Source organism: Actinomadura sp. 6N118 (assembly GCF_044326415.1).
Lineage (GTDB): Bacteria > Actinomycetota > Actinomycetes > Streptosporangiales > Streptosporangiaceae > Spirillospora.
The window spans coordinates 158,050-180,182 of sequence record NZ_JBIRAZ010000003.1 but is presented as its reverse complement, the minus strand read 5'-3'; the positions used below and the strand labels follow the sequence as shown (position 1 = coordinate 180,182).

Sequence of the window (22,133 nt, the reverse complement as noted above, 5' to 3'; positions counted from 1 at the left end):
GGTGCCCGGCTACGTCCTGCACGAAGGCATCACCATCAGCTGCCCGCATGGCGGCACCGGCAACCTGACCGTCACCGCCCTGGCCAAGGTCGGCGGCAAGAAGGTGGCCACCGAGCAGGACATGACCACAGTCGCGGGCTGCGCCTTCAACGTCAGCGGGGCGCCCTCGCCCTGCGTGCGGGTGGAATGGAAGATGCCCGCGATGAAGGTCAAGGCCGCCGGCAAGGCGGTGCTGCTGTCCAGCTCCGTCGCCTTGTGCGTCAACGCGGCGGGCGCGCCCCAGGGCCCGGCCCAGGTGAGCGGATTCCAGACGAAGGTGCAGGCGCGATGAACGACCGGACCCGTCCCGCCCATCCGTATGAGCTCGCGCCACAACGCAGGCTGGCGACGACCGACGAGGCGGGGCACCTGGCCGACCTGGTGCGGCTGGTGCTGCTCACCGGAGCCACCGAGCGGCTGCATCGCCCCGGCTTCGGCCCCGGGCTGGGAGCCACCGCACTGTTCGAGCCGGTCTCGGAGGTGCTCGACTCCCTGGTCGAGATGCGGGCAAAGGGCGCACTCGAAGAGGCCTTGGGCGACCGGATGAGCATCGACCGGATCGCGGTCGTGCGCACGGGGGAGTCCACTCTGGAGGTCGCCGTGGCCTACCGGCCGCTGCGTCCCCTCGGTCCACCGGCGACGACGACTGTACGGCTGAGCGGGTGAGCCGGTGAGCACGGGTCCGCTGACGCCGCCGCCCGACTGTGCCCCGGTGCACCGTCCGGCGAAGCTGCTTGCGTCCGGCGCACCCGCGCACGGCCTGCGGGCGGCCGGGACCCGCCGGTCGGGCGCGGACCGGATCCTTGACATCTGGCTCTACGGCAACCCGCCCGCGGGGCTGGCCGTCCCGCGCCGCTGGGCCCTCGTGCCCGCGCCCGGCGGCCGTCGGGTCGGCGTGGCCGCCGCCGCGGTGGCCACCACACCGGGCCCGCCGCACATCGAGCTGAAGCTGACCAGTGAGCCGGACCCGGGCCGCTACCTGCTGGTCGTTTTCCCCGAGCGGGCCGCCGAGCCCGGCGTGCCCGCGCTGCCCCTGATCCCGTTCGACCCGTTGCGCACGCGGCTGCCGGTACGGCTGCGCCCGGAGTGCCCGGACCTTGGCGGCTGCTTCACCGAGGAACCGGCGCCCCCGGCGCGTCCACCCGTCCCCGTGCACGACTACCTGGCCCGGGACTGGCGGTCGCTGCGCGCGGCGCTGGTGGAGTTCCTGCGCCGCGAGGACCCGGCCGCCGACCTGTCGCCCGCCGATCCGACCATCACCGTGCTCGAGCTGTTCGCCCACCTCGGCGATCTGCTCCACTACCGGCTCGACCGGGTGGCCACCGAGGCCTACCTGGACACGGCGAGGCTGCGCACCTCAGTGCGGCGGCACGCCCGGCTCGTCGACTACGAGATGGCCGAGGCGGCCGCGGCGAGCACGCTCGTCCTGCTCCAGCCCAGCCCCACCGGCGGTGCCGTCACCGTCGCGGCCGGGGACACCGCGGTCGCGACGGAAGGCGACCGGCTGGGCTTCGTCCTGGAGGAGGGCCGCACGGCCCATCCGGCGGTCGGCGAGATAGCGATCTACGACTGGGGCGAGGACGTGTGCTGCCTGCCCGCAGGAGCGACCGAGTGCGTGCTGGTCCGGCCGCTGCCCACCGACACGGGCCCGGACTCCCCGGGCGGGCCCTGGCTCCAGCCCGGCGACCGCCTGGTCTTCGAGGTGATCGACCCGGAGGACCGGGTGCGGCATCGCGACTGGGCCGCCCGCAAGCCCGGTGTCATCTGGCCCGCGGCCGACTCCGCCGGGCGGCCCCGCTTCCGGGACCCGCTGCCCAGCCGTACCGCGGCCACCGTCACGCTGACCGAGGTCGCCGACTTGACCGATCCGCTGGCGCCGGCCGGGATGCGCCTGTCCCTGGTCCGATGGCGCGCCGCCGACGCGCTCCCGCGGGGTTATCCGGTCTCCATCGACACCGGGGCGGGCGGCGACGAGGTCACCGTCGCGCGCGGCAACCTCGTCCCCGCCCATCACGGCAGGTTGGTAGCGGGCGCGAGCGCGCTCGCCCCACGCGCGCACGGGGCCGCGGGCGAGTACGCCCTGACCGCCGCAGGGCCGGGCGCGGGCGGCCCAGGGGTGGCGCTGCGATCTGACGGGCGGCCCTACCGGCTGGGGCTGAAGGTGACCTTGCCGTCGGGCGCCCTGGTGGATGCCGAACACGTCCGGTCGCTGCTCGAAGTCACCTCGCCGGGACGGCTGGCGTACGTGCTCGACACCGAGGAGCACGAGCCGCCGATCCTGCGCTTCCGGACCGGCGCCCTCGGGCTGGCTCCGCCCACCCCCGAGGGCGTGGCGGCCCGGTACGAGATCGGCGGCGGGACCGCGGGCAACATTCCCGCCAACGTGCTGTCCCGGCTCGAACACGACAACAGCGCGGCCGGCTTCGACACCCCACCGTCCTGGCGGTTGGTCACCGGCCTCGTCGCACGCAACCCGCTGACCGCGACGGGCGGGCGGGACGCGGTGGCCCTGGAGGTCGTGCGCCGCGACGCGCCCGAGGCGTTCGCCGCCGCACCCCGGCGGGCCGTGACCGTCGCCGACCATGCGGCCGAGGCGGCCCGCGTCCCCGGCGTCCAGGGCGCGGTCGCCGAGCGGGCGTGGTCGGGCTCCTGGCCGGTCGTCCGCACCGTCGTCGACCTGCTGGGCGCCCCGGAGCAGGAAGCCGCCGACCTGGCGGCCATCACCGCCCGTCTGGAAGAGGTCCGCATGCTCGGCACCGAGATCGCCGTTAGCTCCGGCACCGCGGCAGGACTGCTGCTGTCGCTGCGGATCTGCGCCGTGCCGGGAGCCGATCCGGAGACGGTCCGGCGCGCGGCGCTGACCGCGTTGCGGCCCGGCACCGACGAACGGCCCGGCCTGTTCCACCCGTCCCGGCTGGAGCTGGGCCGTCCGGTGTACGTCTCGGCGGCGCTCGCCGTCGTGGCCGCGCTGCCGGGCGTCGACGCGGTCGAGCTCCTGGAGGCTCGCCGCCTCGGCGAACCCGCGGGCACGGTGCACCAGGTCATCACGGTGGCCGGCACCGAGCTCCCGGTGCTGGACGACGACCCCGTACGGCCCGAACGCGGGCGGCTGGACATCACCGTGCGAGGCGGGTCATGAGCTGCGGACCGGCACGGCCGTGCGGAGAGCCGGACGCCCTGCTGACCCCCGAGACGCCCGCCCCCGGCCGGTCGTGGCCGGCCCGGTCGATCGGCGACTTCCACACGTTCCTCGCCGCGCTGATCCGCGACCTTGAACAGGTCCGTCCAGACCCGGACGCCGCGCTGCTGGGCCGTACCTGGGACGTGGAAGGCGACCCGGCGGCGGTGCGCCTCGCCCGGCTCTGGGCGTTCGTCGCCCACGGCGTCGCCGCCTACAGCGATCTCACTGCGGCCGAGTCCTACCTGGGCACCGCTCTGGACTGGACGGATCTGCGCAGGATCGCCGCGCTGGTGGGCTTCCGCCCGCGGCCGCGGGTGGCCGCGCGCGGGTGGGCCGTCGTGCGCACCGACCGAGGGGCGTCGCCGTCGGTGCCCGCCGGAACCCGGGTCCAGGCCCCGGCCACGCCGGACCGGGCCGCGCAGACCTTCGAGGTCGAGACCACCACCACGCTCCGCGCCGACTGGGCGAACCTCACGGCGACGCCCGTCCCGCTCCCGTCCATCCCGGACGGCAGGACCTTGCGCTTCCTCACCGATCCCGGCTTCCGCCCAGGCGACCAGGTGTTGTTCGTGGCTGAACAGGACGTGCCGCTGCTGCCATCCGGGCACGGCTGGTTCGGCTATTGGTCCTGGCTGCTGGATCTGTACGACCTCGGCGAGCAGTTCGCGCCCAAGAATGCACCCGTGGCCGTGGCTGTCGTGCAGGCGCGGAGCGAGGACCTGGGCACCGTGGAGGTGACGTTCGACCGCGACCTGGACCAGCTGCTCAAGGAGGAGGCCACGTCGTACGCCGCCTACCGCGTGCTCGCGACGGCGGGCTCGGCCCGGCGGCTGACCCAGCTCGTGCACCTCACCACGTCCGGGACCACGACCCAGGCGGGCGTGGTCGCCGTGGGATCCAGCCTCTACGGCAGCGGTGACACCGGGCCTATCGGATCCAACTACGTGGTGCTCGACGCCGCGCTGGACGAGCTTTCGGCCCAGCGGCTGGTGGCGGTCGTCGACTGGCAGGCCGGAGTGTCGGGGGCCTGCGACGTCGCGGCGGTGGCCCGGCATAAGCCGGTGGACTGGCCGGTCGCGCCCGGGACCACGGCGCGGGCGTCGCGGGTGGAGTTCGCCGCCGACGTGGAGACGCTGCGGGCGGCCCGCGACGGCGGCCGGCCGGTCACCGTCTACGTCGTGGACCGCCGGATCGTCGCCCGCACCCACGAGATCCCCACCTCGCTCGCGCAGGGTGTGGCACCGCAGATCCGGGTGTTCCCCGCTCCGGCGGCGCCGCCCGACCGGATCGCGTTGAGGCTCGGCCCGGCGGAGACGGACTGGCAGCTCTTCCCCTGCGCGGCGGCCGCCGGGCAGGAGGACACCGGCGACGCGGGCACGCCGGCCGGGCTCATCCTTGACCTGGCCGCTCCTGCCCCCGAGCCCGGGGGGCCACTCGACGGGCCCTTGGGCGGCCCGCTGGGACGTGCCGCCGCCAGCGCGAACCTGGTGCCGGTCCGGCACGGCATGACCGGCTCCGGGGTGCTGGGCAGCGGCGACGCCGTCCTGGCCGGCCAGGAGATGGTGGTGAACAAGCCGCCGGTCGCGCGGGACGTTGGCGCCGACGGCTCGCCGGTCTCCAGCCTGGAGATCCGGGTCGGCGGCGTGCTGTGGGAGGAGCGGCCCTCGCTGTACGACGCCGGGCCGGTCGACGCCTACACCACCCGGCTCGACGCCGACGGGACCGAGCGCGTCAGGTTCGGTGACGGCGCGCAGGGCAACCGGCTGCCGACCGGGCGCGGCAACGTGACCCAGACCCACCGGACGGGGGGCGGCACGGCCGGCGAGGTCCCTTCGGGCGCCGTCGACACCCTGCTCGGCAGCATCGCCGGGGTGGTCGGGGTGCGCGGGGCGGGGCCGACGAGCGGCGGCGCCGACCAGGACGACGAGCGGCGCATCCGCCGCCTGGCCCCGGGCCGGGCCCGCGCGTTCGGTCGCGCGGTCTCCCGGAGCGACCTGGCCGACCTGGCGTTGGGCTTCCCGGGGGTGAGCCACGCGAGGGCCTGGCGCGGCTCCGGGCCGCCGGGCTGCGGCTGCGGCGGGTCGGGCGAGCATGTGGCCTTCCTCAGGCTGACGTCGGCGGTCACGGGTGGCCGCCCGCGCCCGCCGGTGGCCGATGAGATCGGCGCGCTGGCCGCGTTCCTCGACGGCAGCCGCGATCCGGCGATCCCGCTGTGCGTGGCGGCGGCGGTCTTCACCGAGCCGGCGCTGAGCTGCACCGTCGCCGTCGATCCGCGGCAGGCCGCCGGTGCCGTCCAGGAGGCCGTACGGACCGCCCTGACCGCCTCGGGCGGCATCCTCGATCCGCTGGAGCGCACCCTCGGGCAGCCGATCGACCGGTCCGATCTGTTCGCGGTCATCCACCGGGTGGCCGGGGTGCTCGGCGTGCCCTCGCTGACGCTGGACGTCGGCCTCACCGGGCGTATCGCAGCGGCCCGCTACCAACTCCTGGCCCCGGCGACGGGCGTGACGGTCACGACGGAGCAAGCGTGAGTGCAGATGAGTGAGACCGCGGCAGCCTGGCTGCCCACCGCCGTACGCGACGCCGTCTCGGCCGACGAACCCCGGCTGCTCGACGCGCTGCTGGGCGTGGTCGAGGAGCAGCGGCGGCTGCTCGAAGCCGACATCGACCGGCTCTACGACGACCTGTTCATCGAGAGCTGCGCCGATTGGGCGGTCCCGTACATCGGCGCGCTGCTGGGCTTGCCGGCCGACGCCGAGCGGCGGGAGGTCGCGTTCGCGATCGCCCTGCGCCGTCGCAAGGGCACTCCGGCGGCGCTCGAGGACTTCGCGTTCGCGGTGACCGGGCTGACCGCCAGGGTGGTGGAGGGGTGGCAGGTGAGCGTGTGGGCACAGCGACCGGACTCGCCCGCCCGCCCGGCCGCGCTCGACCTGCGCTCGGTGGCGGCGCTGGGACTCGGCACCCCGTTCGAGCGGGCCCGCCGGAGCGTGCGGCCGGGCGGTCCGTGGACGCCCGCCTCGGTGACCGCGATGGTGTGGCCGTGGACCGTACGGCAACTGGTGAACGTCGAGGCCGCCCCGCTGGGCACGGGCAGGTTCGCTCTGCACCCGCTCGGCGTGCCCGCCCCGCTGTATCTGCGGCCGCGCGAGGCCCGGATCGCCGGCGAGGGCACCGACGCACTGTCGCGTACCGGCGATGAGACCGATGCCCCCACTCGCGCCACCTACCGGGTCCTCCAGGCACTCGCCCGCCCAGGCGAGATCACCTACGGAGCGTCGCTCGCGCTTTCCACGAGGCATCCACTCGCCGGAGCGGACGCGGATGACGGGGCCGACCCGCCCCTGCTGCGCGTCCAGGTGGGGGGCCAGACGGTGCCATGGACCTCGATGCGCTTCGGCAGCGTCCCCGAGATCGGGCCCGTGCCCGCCCCGCCCACCGCCGATCAGGTCCTCGTGGACGTCAACCGCGGCTTCCTCCAGCTCGGTTCGAGCCTGACCGGGACCGTGCGGTGCACCTGGGGACGTGCGGTGCCGGGGCACATCGGGGCGCTCGCCGCCACCGCCGACGTCGACGCGGCGGCCAGGGTGGTCGTCGACGTCGATCCCGCAGGCCGTCCGGGAACCGTTCCCACGCTCGCCGACGCCTTCACCCGGGCCGAGCAGCTCAGCGCCGGCCTGCTCGCCGAGGACGGCCTGCCAGGAGTGCCGGATGTGGAGATCCGCCTGGCCACCTCGGATCGGCTCACCGCGCCGCCCGCCCAGACGTTCACCCCCAGGCTGCCGCGCTGGCGGATCGTCGCACCGCCGCTGCTGACCCCGGTGATCGTGGGCGATCTGGCCCTCGACCTGCCGGGGGCCTGCCTGTCGCTGGAGGGCTTCTTTCTCAAGGGCAGCCTCTCCGCCGGGGCCCGGCTGGCCGGGCTGGACCTGGTCGGGGTGACCATGGACCCGGCAGCCGGAGAACTGCGCGCCGACCCGGCCGCCTGGGAGCTCGCACTGTCGGCGACCCGATGTGTGCTGGCGCCGATCCGCGCGGACCTGTCGGCGCTGCCGATCTTGCTGACCGACTGTGTGGTGGACGGCCGCCGCCGGCGCCTGTCGGTGTGCGGTCCGGCGACTGGCGGCCCCCAGGTCGACGCGGTCACCGCGGCGGCGCGGTTCGGCCCCGCCCTGCGGGCCGACTCGGTCACCTTCGCCGGGCCGGTACGGGTGGACGCGCTCGACGCCGTGGACTGCCTGTTCGCCGACGGAGTGGACGTCGTCCAGCAACAGGAGGGCTGCGTGCGACACAGCTACCTCGGGCTTGCGCTCGGGCCGGCCTCCCAAACGGCCGGGCCGCGCCACCCGGCCGTCTACCGTTGCCTGACCGCGCCCCCGCCGGTCTTCGCATCCGACGCCTTCGACGCGGCCGGATACTTTTGCCTCGAACTCGAACCGGACCATCCGCTGCTCGCCGCGGCGAGCGACGGCGGCGAGGTCGGCGCCTACCACCGAACCCGCCGCGCCGCCCGGGTACGGCGGCTGCGGCAACGCGTGGACGAGTTCACCCCGCTCGGGCTGTCTGCGGGCGTGACCGTTGTGTCCTGGGAGGAATGATGACCGGCGACTACACCAAAGTGCCGCTGCGCGAGGCCGACCGGTGGACCGGCGCCCGCATGCAGCAGGGCCGCGTCCTGTTCGACCACGACTGGAACCTCAACCTCGACGCCGCCGCCCGCACGGCCGCCGACACGGTCCGCGACGTGGTCGGCGGCAACGGCGTGCCGGAGGGAGGTAACGCCTTCAAGGCGAGCCTGTCGACGACGACCCCGCGCAAGCTCACGATCGAGGGCGGGCGGATGTGGGTCGACGGGCTGTGCGCGTTCGCTCCCGCCGCCTTCTCCTACCTCGATCAGGATGTCGTGCCCCCGCTGCCGCAGAGCGGCAAGGCGCTGGTCTATCTGGAGGTCTTCACCGAGCACCTGCAACCGGCCGAGAACTGGGAGGAGATCGTCGATCCGGCCCTGGACCCGATCGACGCCGCCGCCCGTACGCGGGTCGGCTGGCGGGTCCGGGCGGTGTCCACCACCGCGGCCTCCTGCCAGGCGGCGCTGGCCGCGCTCGCGCCGGCCCGGCTGTCGACCGGCCGCATGACGATCACGCGGACCGCGCCGCCGGCCGCGCCCGACCCGTGCGACCCGCCCGGCGACCCGCTGGGCCTGCTCCCGGACGGGCTGCTGCGCGTGGAGGTCCTCGACAGCGGATCGCCGTCGACCGCCCGGTTCGTCTGGGCCGCCGACAACGGCGCGGCGACCGCCCGCATCAGCACGGTCAACGGCACGAAGGTGACACTGGCCACCTCGCCTTCGGTGAAGTTCCAGCCGCAGGATCTCCTGGAGTTCTCCGGCCTCGCCCGGCGCGCGGACCGGACCCCGCACGGCGCCCTGTTCACCGTCGTGGCGGTCACCGCCGACATCGCCGGCGACGTGCTCACCCTTGACCGCCCGCCCACCGTGACCGCAGGAGCCAGAGGCATGGTGGTGCGGCGCTGGGATGGCCAGCAGGTCGGCGCGGCCACGGCGGTCACCGCCCGGGTGTACGGGGTCGATCTCGGGCTGCGCTTCACCGCCGTCGGGGCCGCGATCGCGACCTTCCTGGCCGGAGACTGGTGGGGGGCCTGGCTGCGCCCCGCCTCGGCCACCGGCGTCGAACAGCGCACCGCCGCGCCGCCCGACGGCACCCCGCACGGCGTCGTGCCGCTCGGGTTCGCCGACCTGGACGCCGGCACGGTGGAGGACTGCCGGCCGGTCTTTCCCCAGCTCGCCAAGATCGGCCGCAGCACCTGCACGGTGACCGCCTTCCCGGGCGATGACCTGCAGACGGCGGTCGACCAGCTGCCTGCGACGGGCGGTGAACTCTGCCTGGCCGCCGGCCGCTACACCCTCGCCAAGCCGGTGAAGGTGACCGGCCGGAAGCGCGTCACGGTGACCGGGGTCGGCCCGGCCACCGTGCTGGCGGCCCCCGCGGCTGAGGCCACGCTGCTGTTCGAGAACTGCACTGAGGTCGAGGTGTCACGGTTGCGCGCCGAAGGCGGCCCCGGTGGCCCGGCCGGTGCGCACCTGGACGGCGCGCTGACCTTCGTCTCCTGCGTCCAGGTGAAGGTGAGCGACTGCGACCTGGCCTGCGCCGACGCGCTCGCCGATCGGTCGCAGACCTGCCTGACCGTGCGCGGCTCGGCGGCCGGCATGCCGCGCCAGGTCACCGTGCGGTCCAACAGGCTGGAGGTGGGCGTCCGCCAGACCGGCATCCTCGTCGTGGACTCCGACGACACCCTGATCAGCGGCAACGACGTCCGCTTCGTCCCCTCGGTCAAGCAGCCGCGGCTGCCCGCGCTCCTGCTGGCCGCCGAGATGGCGCGGATCGGCCTGGACTTCTCCGAGGGCTCGGCCGCCCGCTACGGGCCCAAGCTGAAAGAGCTGCGCGCCCTGCTCAACAACCAGGCCGCCGCGTTGATCAACAGCGGTGTCCCGCGCAGGCGGGCCCTGCACATCGTGGCCCGCAACCGGGTGCAGGAGACCCCGGCGGACAAGGCACACGAGATCGTCGGCGCGACCGCCCCCGGCCAGCTGCTCAACGCCATGGCGGGCATCGTCGTGGCCGGGCAGCGCGCCCGCACCGTGCGCGTCCTGGACAACCTGGTCGACGGGGCGGCGCAGGGCATCCATGTCGCCACCTCGGTCGCCGCGACCGCCACCCGGGAGAGCGCGGGCGAGGTCATGGTCTCCCGCAACGTCGTGCGGGTGCTGATCCCGCTCGTGTACAACCGGGGCAGGCACGCGGTGTTCGTCGGCAACGTCCGCAGGCTGTCGGTCCTGGACAACGTGGCCGAGCTGATCCGCATCGGCAAGGAGGAGGTCACCCCCGCCGACGGCGTCCGCGTCTACGGTGTGCTGGGCCCGCAGCTGATGGTCCGCAACTCCGCCTTGACTGGTTTCAATCGCGGCGTCTTCATCCGCGCAAAGGACCCCGTGCCGCAGGACGGCAAACGGCTGTGGGTCGTCATCGACACCCTCGCCGCCGGGACCCCTGTGGCGGTCGTCGCGCCGTTCCCCTTCGACCCACAACGTAACGTCGCAATCCCTTGACAGGAGCGCGCATTCGGCGAACCGTGAGAGGTGCATCGGAAATGCGCGAGGTTGCGCCGGACATGATCTATCGTCGTCGTCCTAGCGGTCGCCGGCGAAAAGTCTGCTGGGTTCGACTCCCGGATCTGAGCATTAGCGGTGAAGCCGCGGCCACTGGTCGCGGCTTCATCCATGTTCAGGCCTAAGGATATGGATATGTGTTGATCCATAGGAGTGTGCTGACCAGGGTGATGGCTGCTTGGTAGTGGCGGGCGAGTTTGTCGTAGCGGGTGGCGATGCCGCGCCATTGCTTGAGCTTGTTAATGCAGCGTTCGACGACGTTGCGGCGTTTGTAGGTGGCCGGGTCGAAGGCGGGTGGTCGGCCGCCTCGGCTGCCGCGCCGTGCTCGTTCGGCTTGCTGGTCAGCCCGCCGCGGGACCGGCCGAGTGCTTGCGAGTGGGGCGCCGGATTCGTCCCGTGCCTGACCCTTTTTGCGGGCGCCGGCCGCGTGCTGGTGCGCACGCACGATGGTGGAGTCCACCGAGACGGTCCAGTCAATGCGCCCCACCGCGTCGTCGTGCACCTGAATGTGGGTGAGCAGCCGGTCGAACGTGCCGTCGGCCGCCCACCGCCGGTACCGCTCATAGACGGTCTTCCAATTGCCATACCGCTCGGGCAGATCCCGCCACGGCGCCCCGGTCGCCAGCTTCCACTAGATCCCGTTCAGAACGGTCCGGTGATCCAACCACCGGCCACCCTGACGCGGATGAGCAGGAAGCAGCGGCTTGATCCGCACCCACGCGGCATCAGTGAGCTCATGACGACGCACCATGCCCACCATCACAAACCCAGCACCCAGATCGACCTCAGCCAAACATCAAGACCCACCGGATACGCCCTAACGCACTGACATGCGATGTGCGGGCATGTGGCAGTCGTACGACTCGACGCCGGCTTCGTGCCACCCAGCGCTGCTACGCCTGCTCGAAGACGAGGTTGAAGTCCTTGCGCCAGGTTGATCCGTGGTCCTCGGAGTTGATCCGTGGTCCTCGGGCTTGTCCGGCAGATACAGGCGCCGCCCGATGAACGCCCGGCCCCGCCCGGAGTGGCGTAAGTCAAGAACAGCCCGAGCTGGCAGTTCTCGATCCGGCCCGCCGTGCCCGAGTACTGCCGCTGCACACCGACCGACATCCGGCCCTTCTTCACAAACCCGGTCTCGTCCGGGATCAGGACCGCCTGCCGATGCCCGAGCCGGGAGACGACATACCGCGACACCGCAGCCGCATCAGCGTCTCCAGCTGTAGTGATTCAGCAGCCGCTGCATCCCGTCCGGCGGCCGACACCCGGCATGGCGATCGAAACCCAAGCGACCCAGCCTCCAACTCGTCGGCGGGCGTCGCGTAGGTGTGGCGGTTGTGACAGCGCCCAAGTCATGCGAACCCATCAGACTATTGGGACAAATACAAACGGCCGTTTGGCCAAAGTTGGCCGAACAGATGGTCTTCTAGTGCCAACGGGACCGATCCGCCCAAATATAGATCCGCCGATCACTAGGTCCATGTGCTACCTGCATGCTGAAGATGCATGCCTCGTTTACGGGAGACCGGATCTCGGAATTGGGGCGATGGTGAGACTTTTCATTGGAGCCCGGGGAGCACGCGAGGCCATGGACCTCATAGAACAGCGGGCGCATGATGGGATGATGTTCGCGTCATCGACTGAGGGTCTCCTTCTTGAACTACTCGAAGGGGTTCGGGAAGGGAAGATCACAATTCACGACCCGCAGGGCCGCTGTAGAGTTTTTGGCGACGAAAACTCGGATCTCGCGGCGCACGTGTCGGTGCATAACTCGGATCCTTACGGTCGTCTACTGGGCGACACCGATCTCGGCCTGGGCGAGTCGTACATGGACGGATGGTGGGACAAGGATCACGGTCGCATCGTCGACCTTCTGGCCATCCTTTTCCGGAACGACTTGAAGCGACGGCAACGAAAGAACTTGCGCACGCTACCTCCTCTCGCTTATCACTGGGCCCTTTCGAGGCCGACCGCTGCAGGGAGTCTGCGAAATGTAAGCTCCCACTACGACCTCGGCAACGACTTCTTCCGCCTTTTCCTCGATCCCGGAATGACGTACTCCTGCGGCTATCAATACCACCCGGCCGAAACGTTGTCCCAGATGCAGGATCACAAATATGAGATCATCTGCCGCAAGCTGGATCTGCAGAACGGCGACAGGATCATCGATATCGGTTGTGGCTGGGGCGGCATGCTGATCCATGCGGCCAAAGAGTACGGCGCGACCGGCCTCGGCATAACCCTGAGCTCACGACAGGAAACCTGGGCTCAGGAGAAGATCGCACAGGAGGGCCTGGACGGACGCATACGCGTACGAAGGCAGGACTACCGACAGGCGACCGGAACGTTTGACAAGTTCGTCAGCATCGGAATGTTCGAGCATGTGGGCAGAAGTTACTATCCCGCCTACATGCAGAAGGTTCACGAACTCCTCCGCCCCGGTGGCCGAGGCGTTCTCCACACGATTGGAACGACAGAGCGGCAGTACGCCGGTACCTGGCTCAGGAAGTACATATTCCCGGGTGCCTACTGGCCGCGCCTTGAGAACCTCGCTGCAGAACTGCGCAAAGCCGGATTCCTGATCAGACATATTGAAAACTGGAAACCCCACTATGCGGAAACCGCCCGGCACTGGAATCAAAATCTCCAGGCAAATCACCAGAGCGTGCTTGACCTGGGCGGGCAGTACGACGAACGATTCTTCCGGATGTGGAACTACTATCTCCAGTTGGCGGAGAGTTGTTTTCGCCATGACACCTTGCAGCTCTACCAGGTCCTCTTCAGTAAAGGTCGAGACTACACGATGCCCAGGCACCTCGACTTTTACGGCAACCTGCGAGCCTCCGGAGCCGGTCCATGACATCGGTCACCCTCGGCCCGGAATTGGGCGAACAGCACAAACAACGGCCCGGGCGAGCCATCGTGATCGCGTTCGTCATCATCCCGTTCGTTGCCGTGATAGCGACTGTACCACTGGCCTGGCATAGCTGGGTCAGCTGGCATGACATCGCCATTGCCGCGGTGATGTACGCAATAACAGGACATGGCCTCACGGTCGGACTGCACCGCTATTTCACCCATGGCGCATTCAAAGCCCGCCGCCCACTGCGACTCGCCCTCGGCATCGCCGGCAGCCTGGTGGTGGAGGGGCCGATCGCGCACTGGGTCGCCACCCACCGGTGCCATCACGCATTCAGCGACAAGGAGGGTGACCCTCATTCACCGTGGCGATACGGCGTCACCGTGGGGGCGGTTTGCAAGGGATTGCTCCATGCCCATGTCGGCTGGATGTTCGGTGCAGGAAAGGTATCGGGGGAGAGATACGCCCCCGATATTTTGGCCGACCGGTACATCATGCGGATTTCTCGACTGTTCCCAGTATGGGCCGCCTTGTCGCTGGCCCTGCCGGCCGTAGCGGGCGGCTTCTGGTCGATGTCCTGGGCGGCGGCTCTCTCCGCGTTCTTCTGGGGTGGCTTGGTGCGGGTATGCGTGCTGCACCACCTCACCTGGTCAATCAATTCGGTCAGCCACGTGATGGGTGCCCGGCCGTTCAGGACCCGGGACCGCGCAACGAACATCTGGCCGCTGGCGGTGCTCGCCATGGGCGAGTTCCACAACACCCATCACGCTCATCCGACCCTGGCCCGCGCCGGCGTCGATCGTGGGCAGCTGGACTCGAGCGCGCGACTGATTCAACTTTTCGAATCGCTCGGGTGGGCCTACGACGTTCATTGGCCGCGCCAGGACCGCCTGGACGCTCGACGTCGCATGAGTACTCAAGCCCTACCGTCAGGCACCTATGCAAGAGATGAATATGACGCTTCGTCACCGTCGGCGCCTCTGCAGGAAGGATATCGACGTGACAACTGACAGCGTGGTGAAGGCGCGAATACGCGCGGAACTCCCCGCTCGCACGTTTGCCCGGCGGCCACTGCGCGGCTTGTTCATCATCCCGATGCTGACCGCCAATGTTGGTATCAGCGTCCTGGTGCTGTTCATCCCGATGCCCTGGTACATCGCCCTCGGCGCCGCCGCGGTCATCGGTGGCATCTACGGCAGCATGATGTTCTTGGCACATGAGGTAGGGCACGGCGCCGTTGTGCGTTCCCGCCACTTGCAGCTAATCATTATGTATCCAGGTTGTGCGGCTTTCCTTCTATCTCCCCACCTGTGGACTATCTGGCACAACCAGTCGCATCACGGCCACACCAACAAGGGTGATGATGATCCCGACAGCTTCGGCAGTATAGAGCAGTTTCGAGTCAGCTCAAAATGGTCGCAGGAGTTTCTGAAATTTGCGCCTGGATCCAAATACTTGCGTAGCTCGATATACCTGTTCGCCTTTTTCACACTGCAGGCGCAGGCGGTGTTGTGGTGTAAGTCGAAGGTGCTTCCCGGCTACCAGAACCTCAATCGAAAAAAGGCGATCAGCGAAAGTGCGATCATGGCCGCTGCATGGGGGGCGGCTGCGATCCTCATGGGCCCGAGCGGAGCCCTGTTCGTCATCGTGGTGCCCATGCTCGTTGCGAACTTCGTCGTCCTCTCATATGTGGTCACGAATCATATGATTCGGCCGTTGAGCACGGGAGCGGACATATTGTCGACGACAATGAGTGTCACAACGCACCCGATCCTGGACCGGATCCACTTCCACTTCAGTCATCACGTCGAGCACCACCTGTTCCCAGCCATGCCTTCTTCCATGGCTCCCCGCGTTCGCTCGGTTCTGAGGGTGCATTTCGCCGATGCGTATCTGGCGCCATCACACTTGCGTGCGCTTCTGGCGATATTTCACAGTCCCAGAATCTATGCGGAACCGCGTGTCCTCATCGATCCGTACCGCGGTTCCCGCGCCGACATCACGCGCCTGGAGACGGATCTACGGGAAGCTGAGAACCACGTCGCCACCGCCGATTGCAGTTAGCGAGGAACTGTAATGGTCAGTCTGCCCAAGCCGTTCGCACTAGACCTGCCCCGGATTCTGGAGAAGGTGGGCAGGCTCCCGTTCGTCCGCAGAGTCGTCAGCACGATCGTGATCGAGGTCCTCGCCAATTCCACCGCGCCGCGCCCGCGCGCGTTGTCGATGGCAGCCGACTACACCAGCTGGAAGAGCCTGACCGACCGTACGTTCAGCGGACGGCACCTCCCGCCCTCATCGGTTCCGCCGGACGAGCTTCCGAGCGAGGAGAGCCTCACGGATCTGTTCCGGCGTCGCAAGGACGCAGAAGGCGACGACGTGGAGATCAGTTCAACGGACACAAGCATCATGTTCATGTTCTTCGCGCAATGGTTCACTGACAGCTTCCTCCGCACCGAAAGAAGCGATTTCCGAAAGAACACGTCCAACCAGGAGATCGATCTCTGTCAGATCTACGGCCTTACCGAGCAACAGACGAACATGTTGCGCGCACATACCGGCGGCCGGTTGAAGAGCCAGCAGATCAACGGCGCGGAGTATCCCGTCTACCTCTTCACCCCGCGCGGACCAGGACAACCGCTGGTTTTCAAGCCGGAGTTCGAAGGGCTTCACGACAAGGAGTTCATCACCGAGGTCATCCTGGGCGGAGTCCCCGACGATCGGAAAGATTCATTCTTCGCCGTCGGACTCGAGCACGGCAACTCGACTATCGGCAACACCATCATGAACACGGTGTTCCTGCGCGAGCACAACCGTATCTCCGGGCTCCTGGAAGAGGCTCATCCGGAATGGCGAGATCACCCGGAGGGCGCCGATCAACGCCTGTTCGAGACGACCCGGAACATCATGATTGTTCTGCTGCTCAAACTCGTGGTAGAGGAGTACATCAGGCATATTTCCCCGCACGACTTCCCGCTGGAGCTGGTCCCCTTCGTCGCGGACGGCAGGCGTTGGAACCGTTCCAACTGGGTGGCCATCGAGTTCAACCTGCTGTATCGCTGGCATTCCCTGGCTCCCAGCTCCATTTCCGACGGCACGGACACACTGCGGTCAGCGGACTTCCTCAACAACAACCCCCTGGTCCTCGCCGAGGGAATCGAGCCACTTATCTCTAGATTCTCCCGAGCACGGGCCGGAAAGATCGGCCTGATGAACACGCCCTACTACCTGGTGGACCGCGACCCGTCCCGACCCGACCGTCCTTCAGTGGAGGAACGCACCATAAGCTTGATGCGCAAGGCCCGACTGGCCACCTACAACGACTACCGTGAGAACTTCGGACTGGACAGAATCAAGAGCTTCAAGCAGCTGACCAGGGATCCCGAACTCCGAGAGCGCCTGGCCAAGCTCTACGGCGACGTCGACAAACTCGAGTGGTACGTAGGCATCTTCGCCGAAGGCTACTCTTCCAGCGCCATGATGGGCGACCTGATGACCGTCATGGTCGCCTATGACGCCTTCACCCAAGCTCTGACCAATCCCTTGCTCGCCCGGAACGTTTTCAACGAAAAAACCTTCACCAGCACAGGAATGACCGTCATCAAGCAGACGAAGTCTCTCCAAGAGATTGTTCTCCGGAATTCTTCCGGTCCAGTCCTTTGCAGCTTCCGGTGCTGACCACCTTCAGGACACCACTCGTACGGCGCCCTCCCCGCTCGCGGCTGCCCTGGAGGCTGTCCCGTGGTGATCAAGAGGTGCTAGTCGGAAGCGCGGCCGTCAGCGTTTGGGGTTTGTGCTGGTTCAGCCGGTCATGGCCAGGTTGCGCATGAGGGCACGGTTGGCGCTCCCCGACCCATCAACGGCATCCCCCGCGGGTGAGGGAGCCTGTTTAGTGGCCTTGAAGGACTGAGTGGTTGATCGTTTCCCGGCTGGGGCAGAGCCCTAGCGGTTGTCGGCCTGGTGGATTGCGTCGTCCAGATCCTAGAGGCGCAAGCTGATGGGGGCTCGACCGGCCACATCGATACCAATCAGGCGTGCGCCAGCGAAACCGTCCGCTTGTGACCGACTACAACTCGAATCGAGTCTCCCCGTCGCCGGATGCGGCCGTCTGCTATGCAGTGGATGGAGCACTGGTCACTATTTGAGTGTGCTCACCCTGGAATCCATGCTCGTGGCGTCTCCCGCGTCCGACGACGTGCGTCAGTGGATACAGGCCGTGGGGACGGCCCTGGTCGGCTTGATCGGGCTGTGGTTCGCCAACAACTACCGCCGGCAACTGCGGGTCAGGCTCTCCGACCGTCGGATCCAGGCGTACGCACGGCTGTGGGAGCCCACGGTGATCGCCACTCCGATGCGTTCCGAGAGGCCGCTGACGAAAGCGGACCGCGAACAGCTCTTCGACCTGCTGACCTCGTGGTACTACGGCCACGGCGACGGGATGCTGCTCACCGCCCGTACGCGCGAGCTGTACCTCAAGGTGAAGACCAACCTGATCTGCGACGACGCCGACCTCCAGCCCGCCATGCTCGCGACGCTCGTCCGTAGCGCTCCGGCCGACCGGGTCAACGCCCAACGCGGCTGCATCAGCGTCAGGCAGCTCTCCTTGCTGCGCACTCAACTCAAGGCAGATCTGGCTGTGTACGGGGTGCCCTTCTACGGCCCGTTGCTGCCGGACGAGCGGGAGCTGCTCCGGTCGTGCCGCATCAGAACCTGGCGACATCGCCTTCGCCCCCGGCTGCGCAGGTCCCCGCGGGGGCGATGCTCATGCGGCCGATGCATGGCGCCCGCTGAACAAACGAGTCGCTCTCCTCAGCAAGGAGATCACCAAATGTTCTGGCCCTGGGGAAACCGTTCGGCCATCCTCGCTGTTCCGGCTCTGCTGATCGTCCTCCTCCCCGCCTTGGCCCTGACACGGTCGACACTCGATTGGCCCAGTGACGACCTTGAAGGGCGCGTGCTCCTGGGGATCGTCATCATCGCCCTGCTTCCCCTGATCCTCCTGCTGGTGGGAAGCCTCACGACGGGAGGCTCGCTCGAGACACTCGGGGTCCGCATTGAATTTCCCGAAGCGGAACAGACCAGATCGGAATTCAAGGTCTCACCCCAGATGGGCCTCCAGCCCGGAACGCCGATCAGCGACAGCAGCACCGTGCAGATCCTCCAGACCTTGCGTGATGCCGCAGGCAACGAGGTCGCCGTCATAGACATCGGCGATGGGACTTCCTGGTGGGAAACCCGCCTGCTGGTCCTGTGCGCCGGCGCCGTACGGCTAGGGCGTCCCCGCGCGGTGGTCTTCCTTGCCAGGGACGCGGAAATCGGCAACGGCGCATTCCGGGGCTGGGCCCCTCCCGACGAGCTCGCGGATGCCCTGCTCGGTGCCCGCGCCGACCTCCAGGCCGTCCACGACGAGGCCAAAGCCATCAGCCGACAGTGGGCCCTGGCCCTTCCCCTCGCCCCCGACGGCCCGGCGGAGCTGCCCTTCCCCTCCCAGCGGGGAGGCCAGTACCGGCACGTCATCTTCTCCGGCGCGGGCACCCGGCGCGCGCGCTTCGCCCCGGAACAAGTGCTCGCCGCGGAACTCGGCCGCCCCGAGACGACGGACCGGCATGGGCTGCTCACCAGCACCCGGCTCAATGAGATCTTCGACCCCGTCCTGCGGCGGAGATCCATCGACCTCGACACCGAAACCGGTTCCGCGAACCAGTGGGCACGGACAGTGCTCTCCAGCACGGCCCCCCTTCGTCGCGCTCACCCGAAGTGGCCGTTACGAGGGGCTTCTGTCTCGGGAACAAGTGACCAACAACATCCTCCGCGGCGTGGTCGACCCGCTCATCAGTGACTAGTCACGGTCGACCGTCGCACCTCCTGAGGTCCACCCTCTGGAAGCCCGGCCACAACGTGACTGAAGTCCCTTCAAGGGAAGCTCGAGCAGCGGGAAACTCGGACAAAGAGCCGATGGAGCCTCGGCTCTGAAGCCCGCAGAGGCTGCCATGGACACACCACGGGCCCATGGGCTCGTCGGCAGCGCAGGAACGGCGGCTGCTCGATGGACTGGTCGCGGCGGCGGCCGTTCAAGCCGCCAGCCTCGTAATGCTCGGAGAACCGGGCATCGGCAAGACCGCACTGCTCGACTATGTCGCCGTGACGGCCGATGTCCGGGCGCTTCGCGCTCGGGGGATCGAGTCGGAGGCGGTCCTCCCCTTCGCCACGCTAGGCAACCTGGTGCTCCCAATCAGGAAGCACATGTGCGTACTTCCCGGAGGCCAGCGGAGAGCATTGGAGATCTCGCTGGCGATCGCCGACGGGGAGGCGGCCAACCCGTACGCGCCGTGCATCGGAACGTTGAACCTCATCGCCGCCGCCACGGAGGATCGGCCGATCATCATCCTGGTCGATGATCTGCAATGGGTCGATCCGGCGTCGCAGCAAGTGCTGATGTTCGTCGCGCGGCGGGTGCTGTTCGAGCGTGTGGTGTTCCTGTTCGCCGCCGGGCCCCGGCCCCCTCCCGGCGCGCGGGACACGGTGACCTGGGCCGGGCTGCCCTCCGTCGAGATCGACCGCCGCCGCTCTCTTGGTGATGACCACACCCGGATGATCGCCCAGCTGCTGCTGGAGCTCATCCCCGGCGGGGCCAAGAAGAACCTCTCCGCTGCCCAAGCCAAGGCCTTGCTCGCCAACGTGCGACCTCGCGACGCCGCCGGCAAGGTACGACGCCGGGTCGCCGCGGAACTGATCAGCGACCTCGAACGCATCTACCGGCGCTCCAACAACGCCGACAGAAGCTCAAGGAACTGGTCGCCGCCACCGGTACCACCCTGATGGACCTGCACGGCATCGGCCCCTCTGGCGCCGCCCGCCTGCTGGTCGAGGTCGGCGACATCACCCGATTCCCCAAACCGCACTTCGCCTCCTGGAACGGCACCGCTCCCATCGATGCCTCCTCCGGCGACCAGGTCCGGCACCCGGCTGTCACGAGCAGGAAACCGGCAGATCAACCGGGTGTTGCACATCATGGCCACCGTCCAGTGACGCAGCCCCACCCAGGGGCATGCCTACTTCGACCGGAAGAAGGCCTCTGGCAAAACGTCGATGGAAGCGATGCGGTCGCTCAAACGCTGGCTCTCCGACATTGTCTTCCGGCACATGCTCGACGACGCCCTCACCCACACGACAGACCCGCCAGGTACCGGGGAGCGACTACAGGCTCCAGCGCGGCCGACTCACATCCCGATGTCGGCACTTCGGACAAGTCACTTCCCGGACCCGCCATCACCCAGCCTACGACCGCCCACTGTACGGCCCCTTGACACAGAGGGGAGCCATGTCAGTGCTTTGGGGCAGATGGGCTATGGGGCCAACGCTACGCACCGTAGCCGATCTCGAACGGCCATCGAGCTACATGAGCACCCTCGAAGACGGAGCCCGTTCATGGCTTGCCAATTACTTCGGAGGCGAGTTCGGAAGCTTGATCCACCACCATCTTGAAACGCAGGGCCATCACCCAAGCCTGATGCCCCCGTTTGGCCATGATGTTCCGAAACCGGAGCCGACACACTTGCCGCCGGTCGGCAGTGCGAGGAGGAACGCGGGCGAGGGAGGCGTCCACCGTCTGATGGCCGTCAGAGGTCAGTCGCGCGTGTGCCCGAGGTGTGCCCGAGCGTCCCGGTACCCCGAGGGATTGGGCGGGAGGAGCCGGGACGCTGGCTCACGGATACCGGTATGAACCGGGATGAAGGGGGAGAGTGGGTGGCCTGCTGGCACGGGTTTGTCGCGGCTTGTAAACAGAAGGTTAGCTTGCTGTTTGAGCTGCCTGCCTGAAGCGGTCCCACGGGCAGCCGTGTGGCCCGGCTGGGGTCTTGGCAGTGCTGCTGGCGATCTCCGCCGGTTCCGGCTGCTGTTGCTTGTGTGCGGTCGCGACTGCGCGCCGTGAACTGGGCGGCCCAGCGGTCTCGCCGCGTACGGCGAGACCTGACCGGAGCGCCAAGCCGACCTGATCGGTACTGGTGGCGCCGCTCCATCAGTCGTCATCAGCCTTCAACACTCGCCACAACATCGGGCGGTCGCGAATCCACCGACGAGTTCGCTAACGGGTGATCTTGAAGTTCTTTTGGACAGAGGTAGAGGCCGGTGCCGTGTTCGGGGCGTTCGTTGGCGATGGCGTGCAGGTCGCGTTCGCGCATGACCAGGTAGTTCTCGCCCTGGATCTCGACCTCGTACTGGTCGGCGGGGGAGGAGGACGCGGTCGCCGGACCTTGACGGTGCGGGCGTGCGTGCCGACGCCGCAGACCTGCCGCTCCACGCTTCGCTGAGCCCGCAGGCCAGGCACCCTGCGGCCGGATGAGTTCGTTCATCTCCATCCGGCTCTCCCGGGCGCGCGTGGCGCGAACCAGAGGCGCACCCTGCGGCCTACCAGAGTCCGCCCGAGATCGACCGTCATCATCTCTGCGCTCACGCCCGGCACTCCCGGAGTTGCACCGAGTACCCCGACGGTTTGTCCTCCGCGCTTGATCGGGAATGGGCGACACCTCACACGCCGCCAACACCCAGCCCGCAGGGCGATTGTCAGGCCCCTGACAGCCGAAGGGAGTTGTGGGTGGGGGCCGCAGCCGCGTTATGCGGTGCTCTGTAGGCGGTTCGCGAGCTCCGGCAGATGTGCTTGCGGCATGGATGAACTACGCGTGTACACGCCCAGTGAGGCAGCGCGTGTGTTGAAGGTTCCTGAGTCGTGGCTTCGGAAGAAGGCCGCGTCCCGTGCGATCCCCTGCACGTTCATCGGCAAGCACCTGCGCTTCAGCGAGCACGACCTCACGCAGATCGTGCGGCAGGGCGGCAGAGCACCGGTCAGGCCAATGCCGCCTACGCCCCAGTGAGTCGTC

General features: G+C 68.6%; 14 protein-coding genes and 3 pseudogenes. 14 read left to right on the top strand and 3 right to left on the bottom strand.

The genetic code is table 11. The annotated features are described in order from the left end of the window. Nucleotide 1 precedes the first annotated feature (1 nt). From ACH34W_RS08645 to ACH34W_RS08620, 6 genes are read left to right on the top strand one after another with little or no spacing between them, the layout of a single operon-like run. Complete coding sequence (locus ACH34W_RS08645; RefSeq protein WP_395960217.1) at nt 2–331, top strand: hypothetical protein; 330 nt, start codon at nt 2–4, stop codon at nt 329–331. After that, nucleotides 328–705, top strand: coding sequence for a hypothetical protein (locus ACH34W_RS08640; RefSeq protein WP_395960216.1), 378 nt, complete (start codon nt 328–330; stop codon nt 703–705). The genes ACH34W_RS08645 and ACH34W_RS08640 overlap by 4 nt, the downstream gene beginning before the upstream one ends. Nucleotides 706–709: 4 nt before the next feature. After that, a complete protein-coding gene (locus ACH34W_RS08635) occupies nt 710–3,178 on the top strand; it encodes a hypothetical protein (RefSeq protein WP_395960215.1) in 2,469 nt (822 codons plus the stop codon). Further along, on the top strand, nt 3,175–5,751 hold the full coding sequence (locus ACH34W_RS08630; RefSeq protein ID WP_395960214.1) for a hypothetical protein: 2,577 nt from the start codon (nt 3,175–3,177) through the stop codon (nt 5,749–5,751). Before ACH34W_RS08635 ends, ACH34W_RS08630 begins: the two co-directional genes overlap by 4 nt. A gap of 6 nt (nt 5,752–5,757) precedes the next feature. After that, nucleotides 5,758–7,815, top strand: coding sequence for a hypothetical protein (locus ACH34W_RS08625; protein WP_395960213.1), 2,058 nt, complete (start codon nt 5,758–5,760; stop codon nt 7,813–7,815). Then, nucleotides 7,815–10,343 carry a hypothetical protein gene (locus ACH34W_RS08620; protein WP_395960212.1) on the top strand — a complete coding sequence of 843 codons (2,529 nt, stop codon included), beginning with the start codon at nt 7,815–7,817 and terminating at the stop codon, nt 10,341–10,343. Before ACH34W_RS08625 ends, ACH34W_RS08620 begins: the two co-directional genes overlap by 1 nt. Nucleotides 10,344–10,524: 181 nt before the next feature. Here ACH34W_RS08620 and ACH34W_RS08615 read toward each other — a convergent pair. Both ACH34W_RS08615 and ACH34W_RS08610 read right to left on the bottom strand, forming a co-directional pair. After that, a pseudogene (locus ACH34W_RS08615) lies at nt 10,525–11,151 on the bottom strand (IS5 family transposase). A gap of 231 nt (nt 11,152–11,382) precedes the next feature. Next, a pseudogene (locus ACH34W_RS08610) lies at nt 11,383–11,670 on the bottom strand (transposase); the annotation flags it as partial. A 318-nt stretch (nt 11,671–11,988) separates the two neighbouring features. Between ACH34W_RS08610 and ACH34W_RS08605 the strand changes: the two are divergent. The 7 genes from ACH34W_RS08605 to ACH34W_RS08575 all read left to right on the top strand — a co-directional run bounded on the left by ACH34W_RS08605 (nt 11,989) and on the right by ACH34W_RS08575 (nt 20,564). Further along, a complete protein-coding gene (locus ACH34W_RS08605; protein WP_395960211.1) occupies nt 11,989–13,260 on the top strand; it encodes a class I SAM-dependent methyltransferase in 1,272 nt (423 codons plus the stop codon). Beyond that, nucleotides 13,257–14,270 carry an acyl-CoA desaturase gene (locus ACH34W_RS08600; protein ID WP_395960210.1) on the top strand — a complete coding sequence of 338 codons (1,014 nt, stop codon included), beginning with the start codon at nt 13,257–13,259 and terminating at the stop codon, nt 14,268–14,270. Before ACH34W_RS08605 ends, ACH34W_RS08600 begins: the two co-directional genes overlap by 4 nt. Beyond that, entirely contained in the window at nt 14,260–15,324 is a 1,065-nt protein-coding gene (locus ACH34W_RS08595) for a fatty acid desaturase family protein (RefSeq protein ID WP_395960209.1), read from the top strand. Before ACH34W_RS08600 ends, ACH34W_RS08595 begins: the two co-directional genes overlap by 11 nt. 12 nt (nt 15,325–15,336) lie before the next feature. Continuing rightward, nucleotides 15,337–16,935 (top strand): peroxidase family protein, encoded by a 1,599-nt coding sequence (locus ACH34W_RS08590; RefSeq protein WP_395960208.1) that lies wholly within the window; start codon nt 15,337–15,339, stop codon nt 16,933–16,935. Between the two features lie 487 nt (nt 16,936–17,422). Then, nucleotides 17,423–19,096, top strand: coding sequence for a hypothetical protein (locus tag ACH34W_RS08585; RefSeq protein WP_395960207.1), 1,674 nt, complete (start codon nt 17,423–17,425; stop codon nt 19,094–19,096). 170 nt (nt 19,097–19,266) lie between these two features. Further along, entirely contained in the window at nt 19,267–20,076 is an 810-nt protein-coding gene (locus ACH34W_RS08580) for an ATP-binding protein (RefSeq protein WP_395960206.1), read from the top strand. After that, nucleotides 20,076–20,564, top strand: coding sequence for a transposase (locus tag ACH34W_RS08575; protein ID WP_395960205.1), 489 nt, complete (start codon nt 20,076–20,078; stop codon nt 20,562–20,564). Before ACH34W_RS08580 ends, ACH34W_RS08575 begins: the two co-directional genes overlap by 1 nt. Before the next feature lie 807 nt (nt 20,565–21,371). Here the strand turns inward: ACH34W_RS08575 and ACH34W_RS08570 are convergent. After that, nucleotides 21,372–21,547: pseudogene (locus tag ACH34W_RS08570) on the bottom strand (co-chaperone GroES); the annotation flags it as partial. Between the two features lie 373 nt (nt 21,548–21,920). Here ACH34W_RS08570 and ACH34W_RS08565 point away from each other — a divergent pair. Beyond that, entirely contained in the window at nt 21,921–22,127 is a 207-nt protein-coding gene (locus ACH34W_RS08565; RefSeq protein ID WP_395960204.1) for a helix-turn-helix domain-containing protein, read from the top strand. Nucleotides 22,128–22,133: the final 6 nt, after the last annotated feature.

Coding starts and splice junctions, on each gene's coding strand:
- ACH34W_RS08640 (WP_395960216.1), top strand. CDS start 328: ATGAACGACCGGACCCGTCCCGCCCATCCGTATGAGCTCGCGCCACAA.
- ACH34W_RS08630 (WP_395960214.1), top strand. CDS start 3,175: ATGAGCTGCGGACCGGCACGGCCGTGCGGAGAGCCGGACGCCCTGCTG.
- ACH34W_RS08625 (WP_395960213.1), top strand. CDS start 5,758: ATGAGTGAGACCGCGGCAGCCTGGCTGCCCACCGCCGTACGCGACGCC.
- ACH34W_RS08620 (WP_395960212.1), top strand. CDS start 7,815: ATGACCGGCGACTACACCAAAGTGCCGCTGCGCGAGGCCGACCGGTGG.
- ACH34W_RS08605 (WP_395960211.1), top strand. CDS start 11,989: ATGGACCTCATAGAACAGCGGGCGCATGATGGGATGATGTTCGCGTCA.
- ACH34W_RS08600 (WP_395960210.1), top strand. CDS start 13,257: ATGACATCGGTCACCCTCGGCCCGGAATTGGGCGAACAGCACAAACAA.
- ACH34W_RS08590 (WP_395960208.1), top strand. CDS start 15,337: ATGGTCAGTCTGCCCAAGCCGTTCGCACTAGACCTGCCCCGGATTCTG.
- ACH34W_RS08585 (WP_395960207.1), top strand. CDS start 17,423: ATGCTCGTGGCGTCTCCCGCGTCCGACGACGTGCGTCAGTGGATACAG.
- ACH34W_RS08580 (WP_395960206.1), top strand. CDS start 19,267: ATGGGCTCGTCGGCAGCGCAGGAACGGCGGCTGCTCGATGGACTGGTC.
- ACH34W_RS08575 (WP_395960205.1), top strand. CDS start 20,076: ATGGACCTGCACGGCATCGGCCCCTCTGGCGCCGCCCGCCTGCTGGTC.
- ACH34W_RS08565 (WP_395960204.1), top strand. CDS start 21,921: ATGGATGAACTACGCGTGTACACGCCCAGTGAGGCAGCGCGTGTGTTG.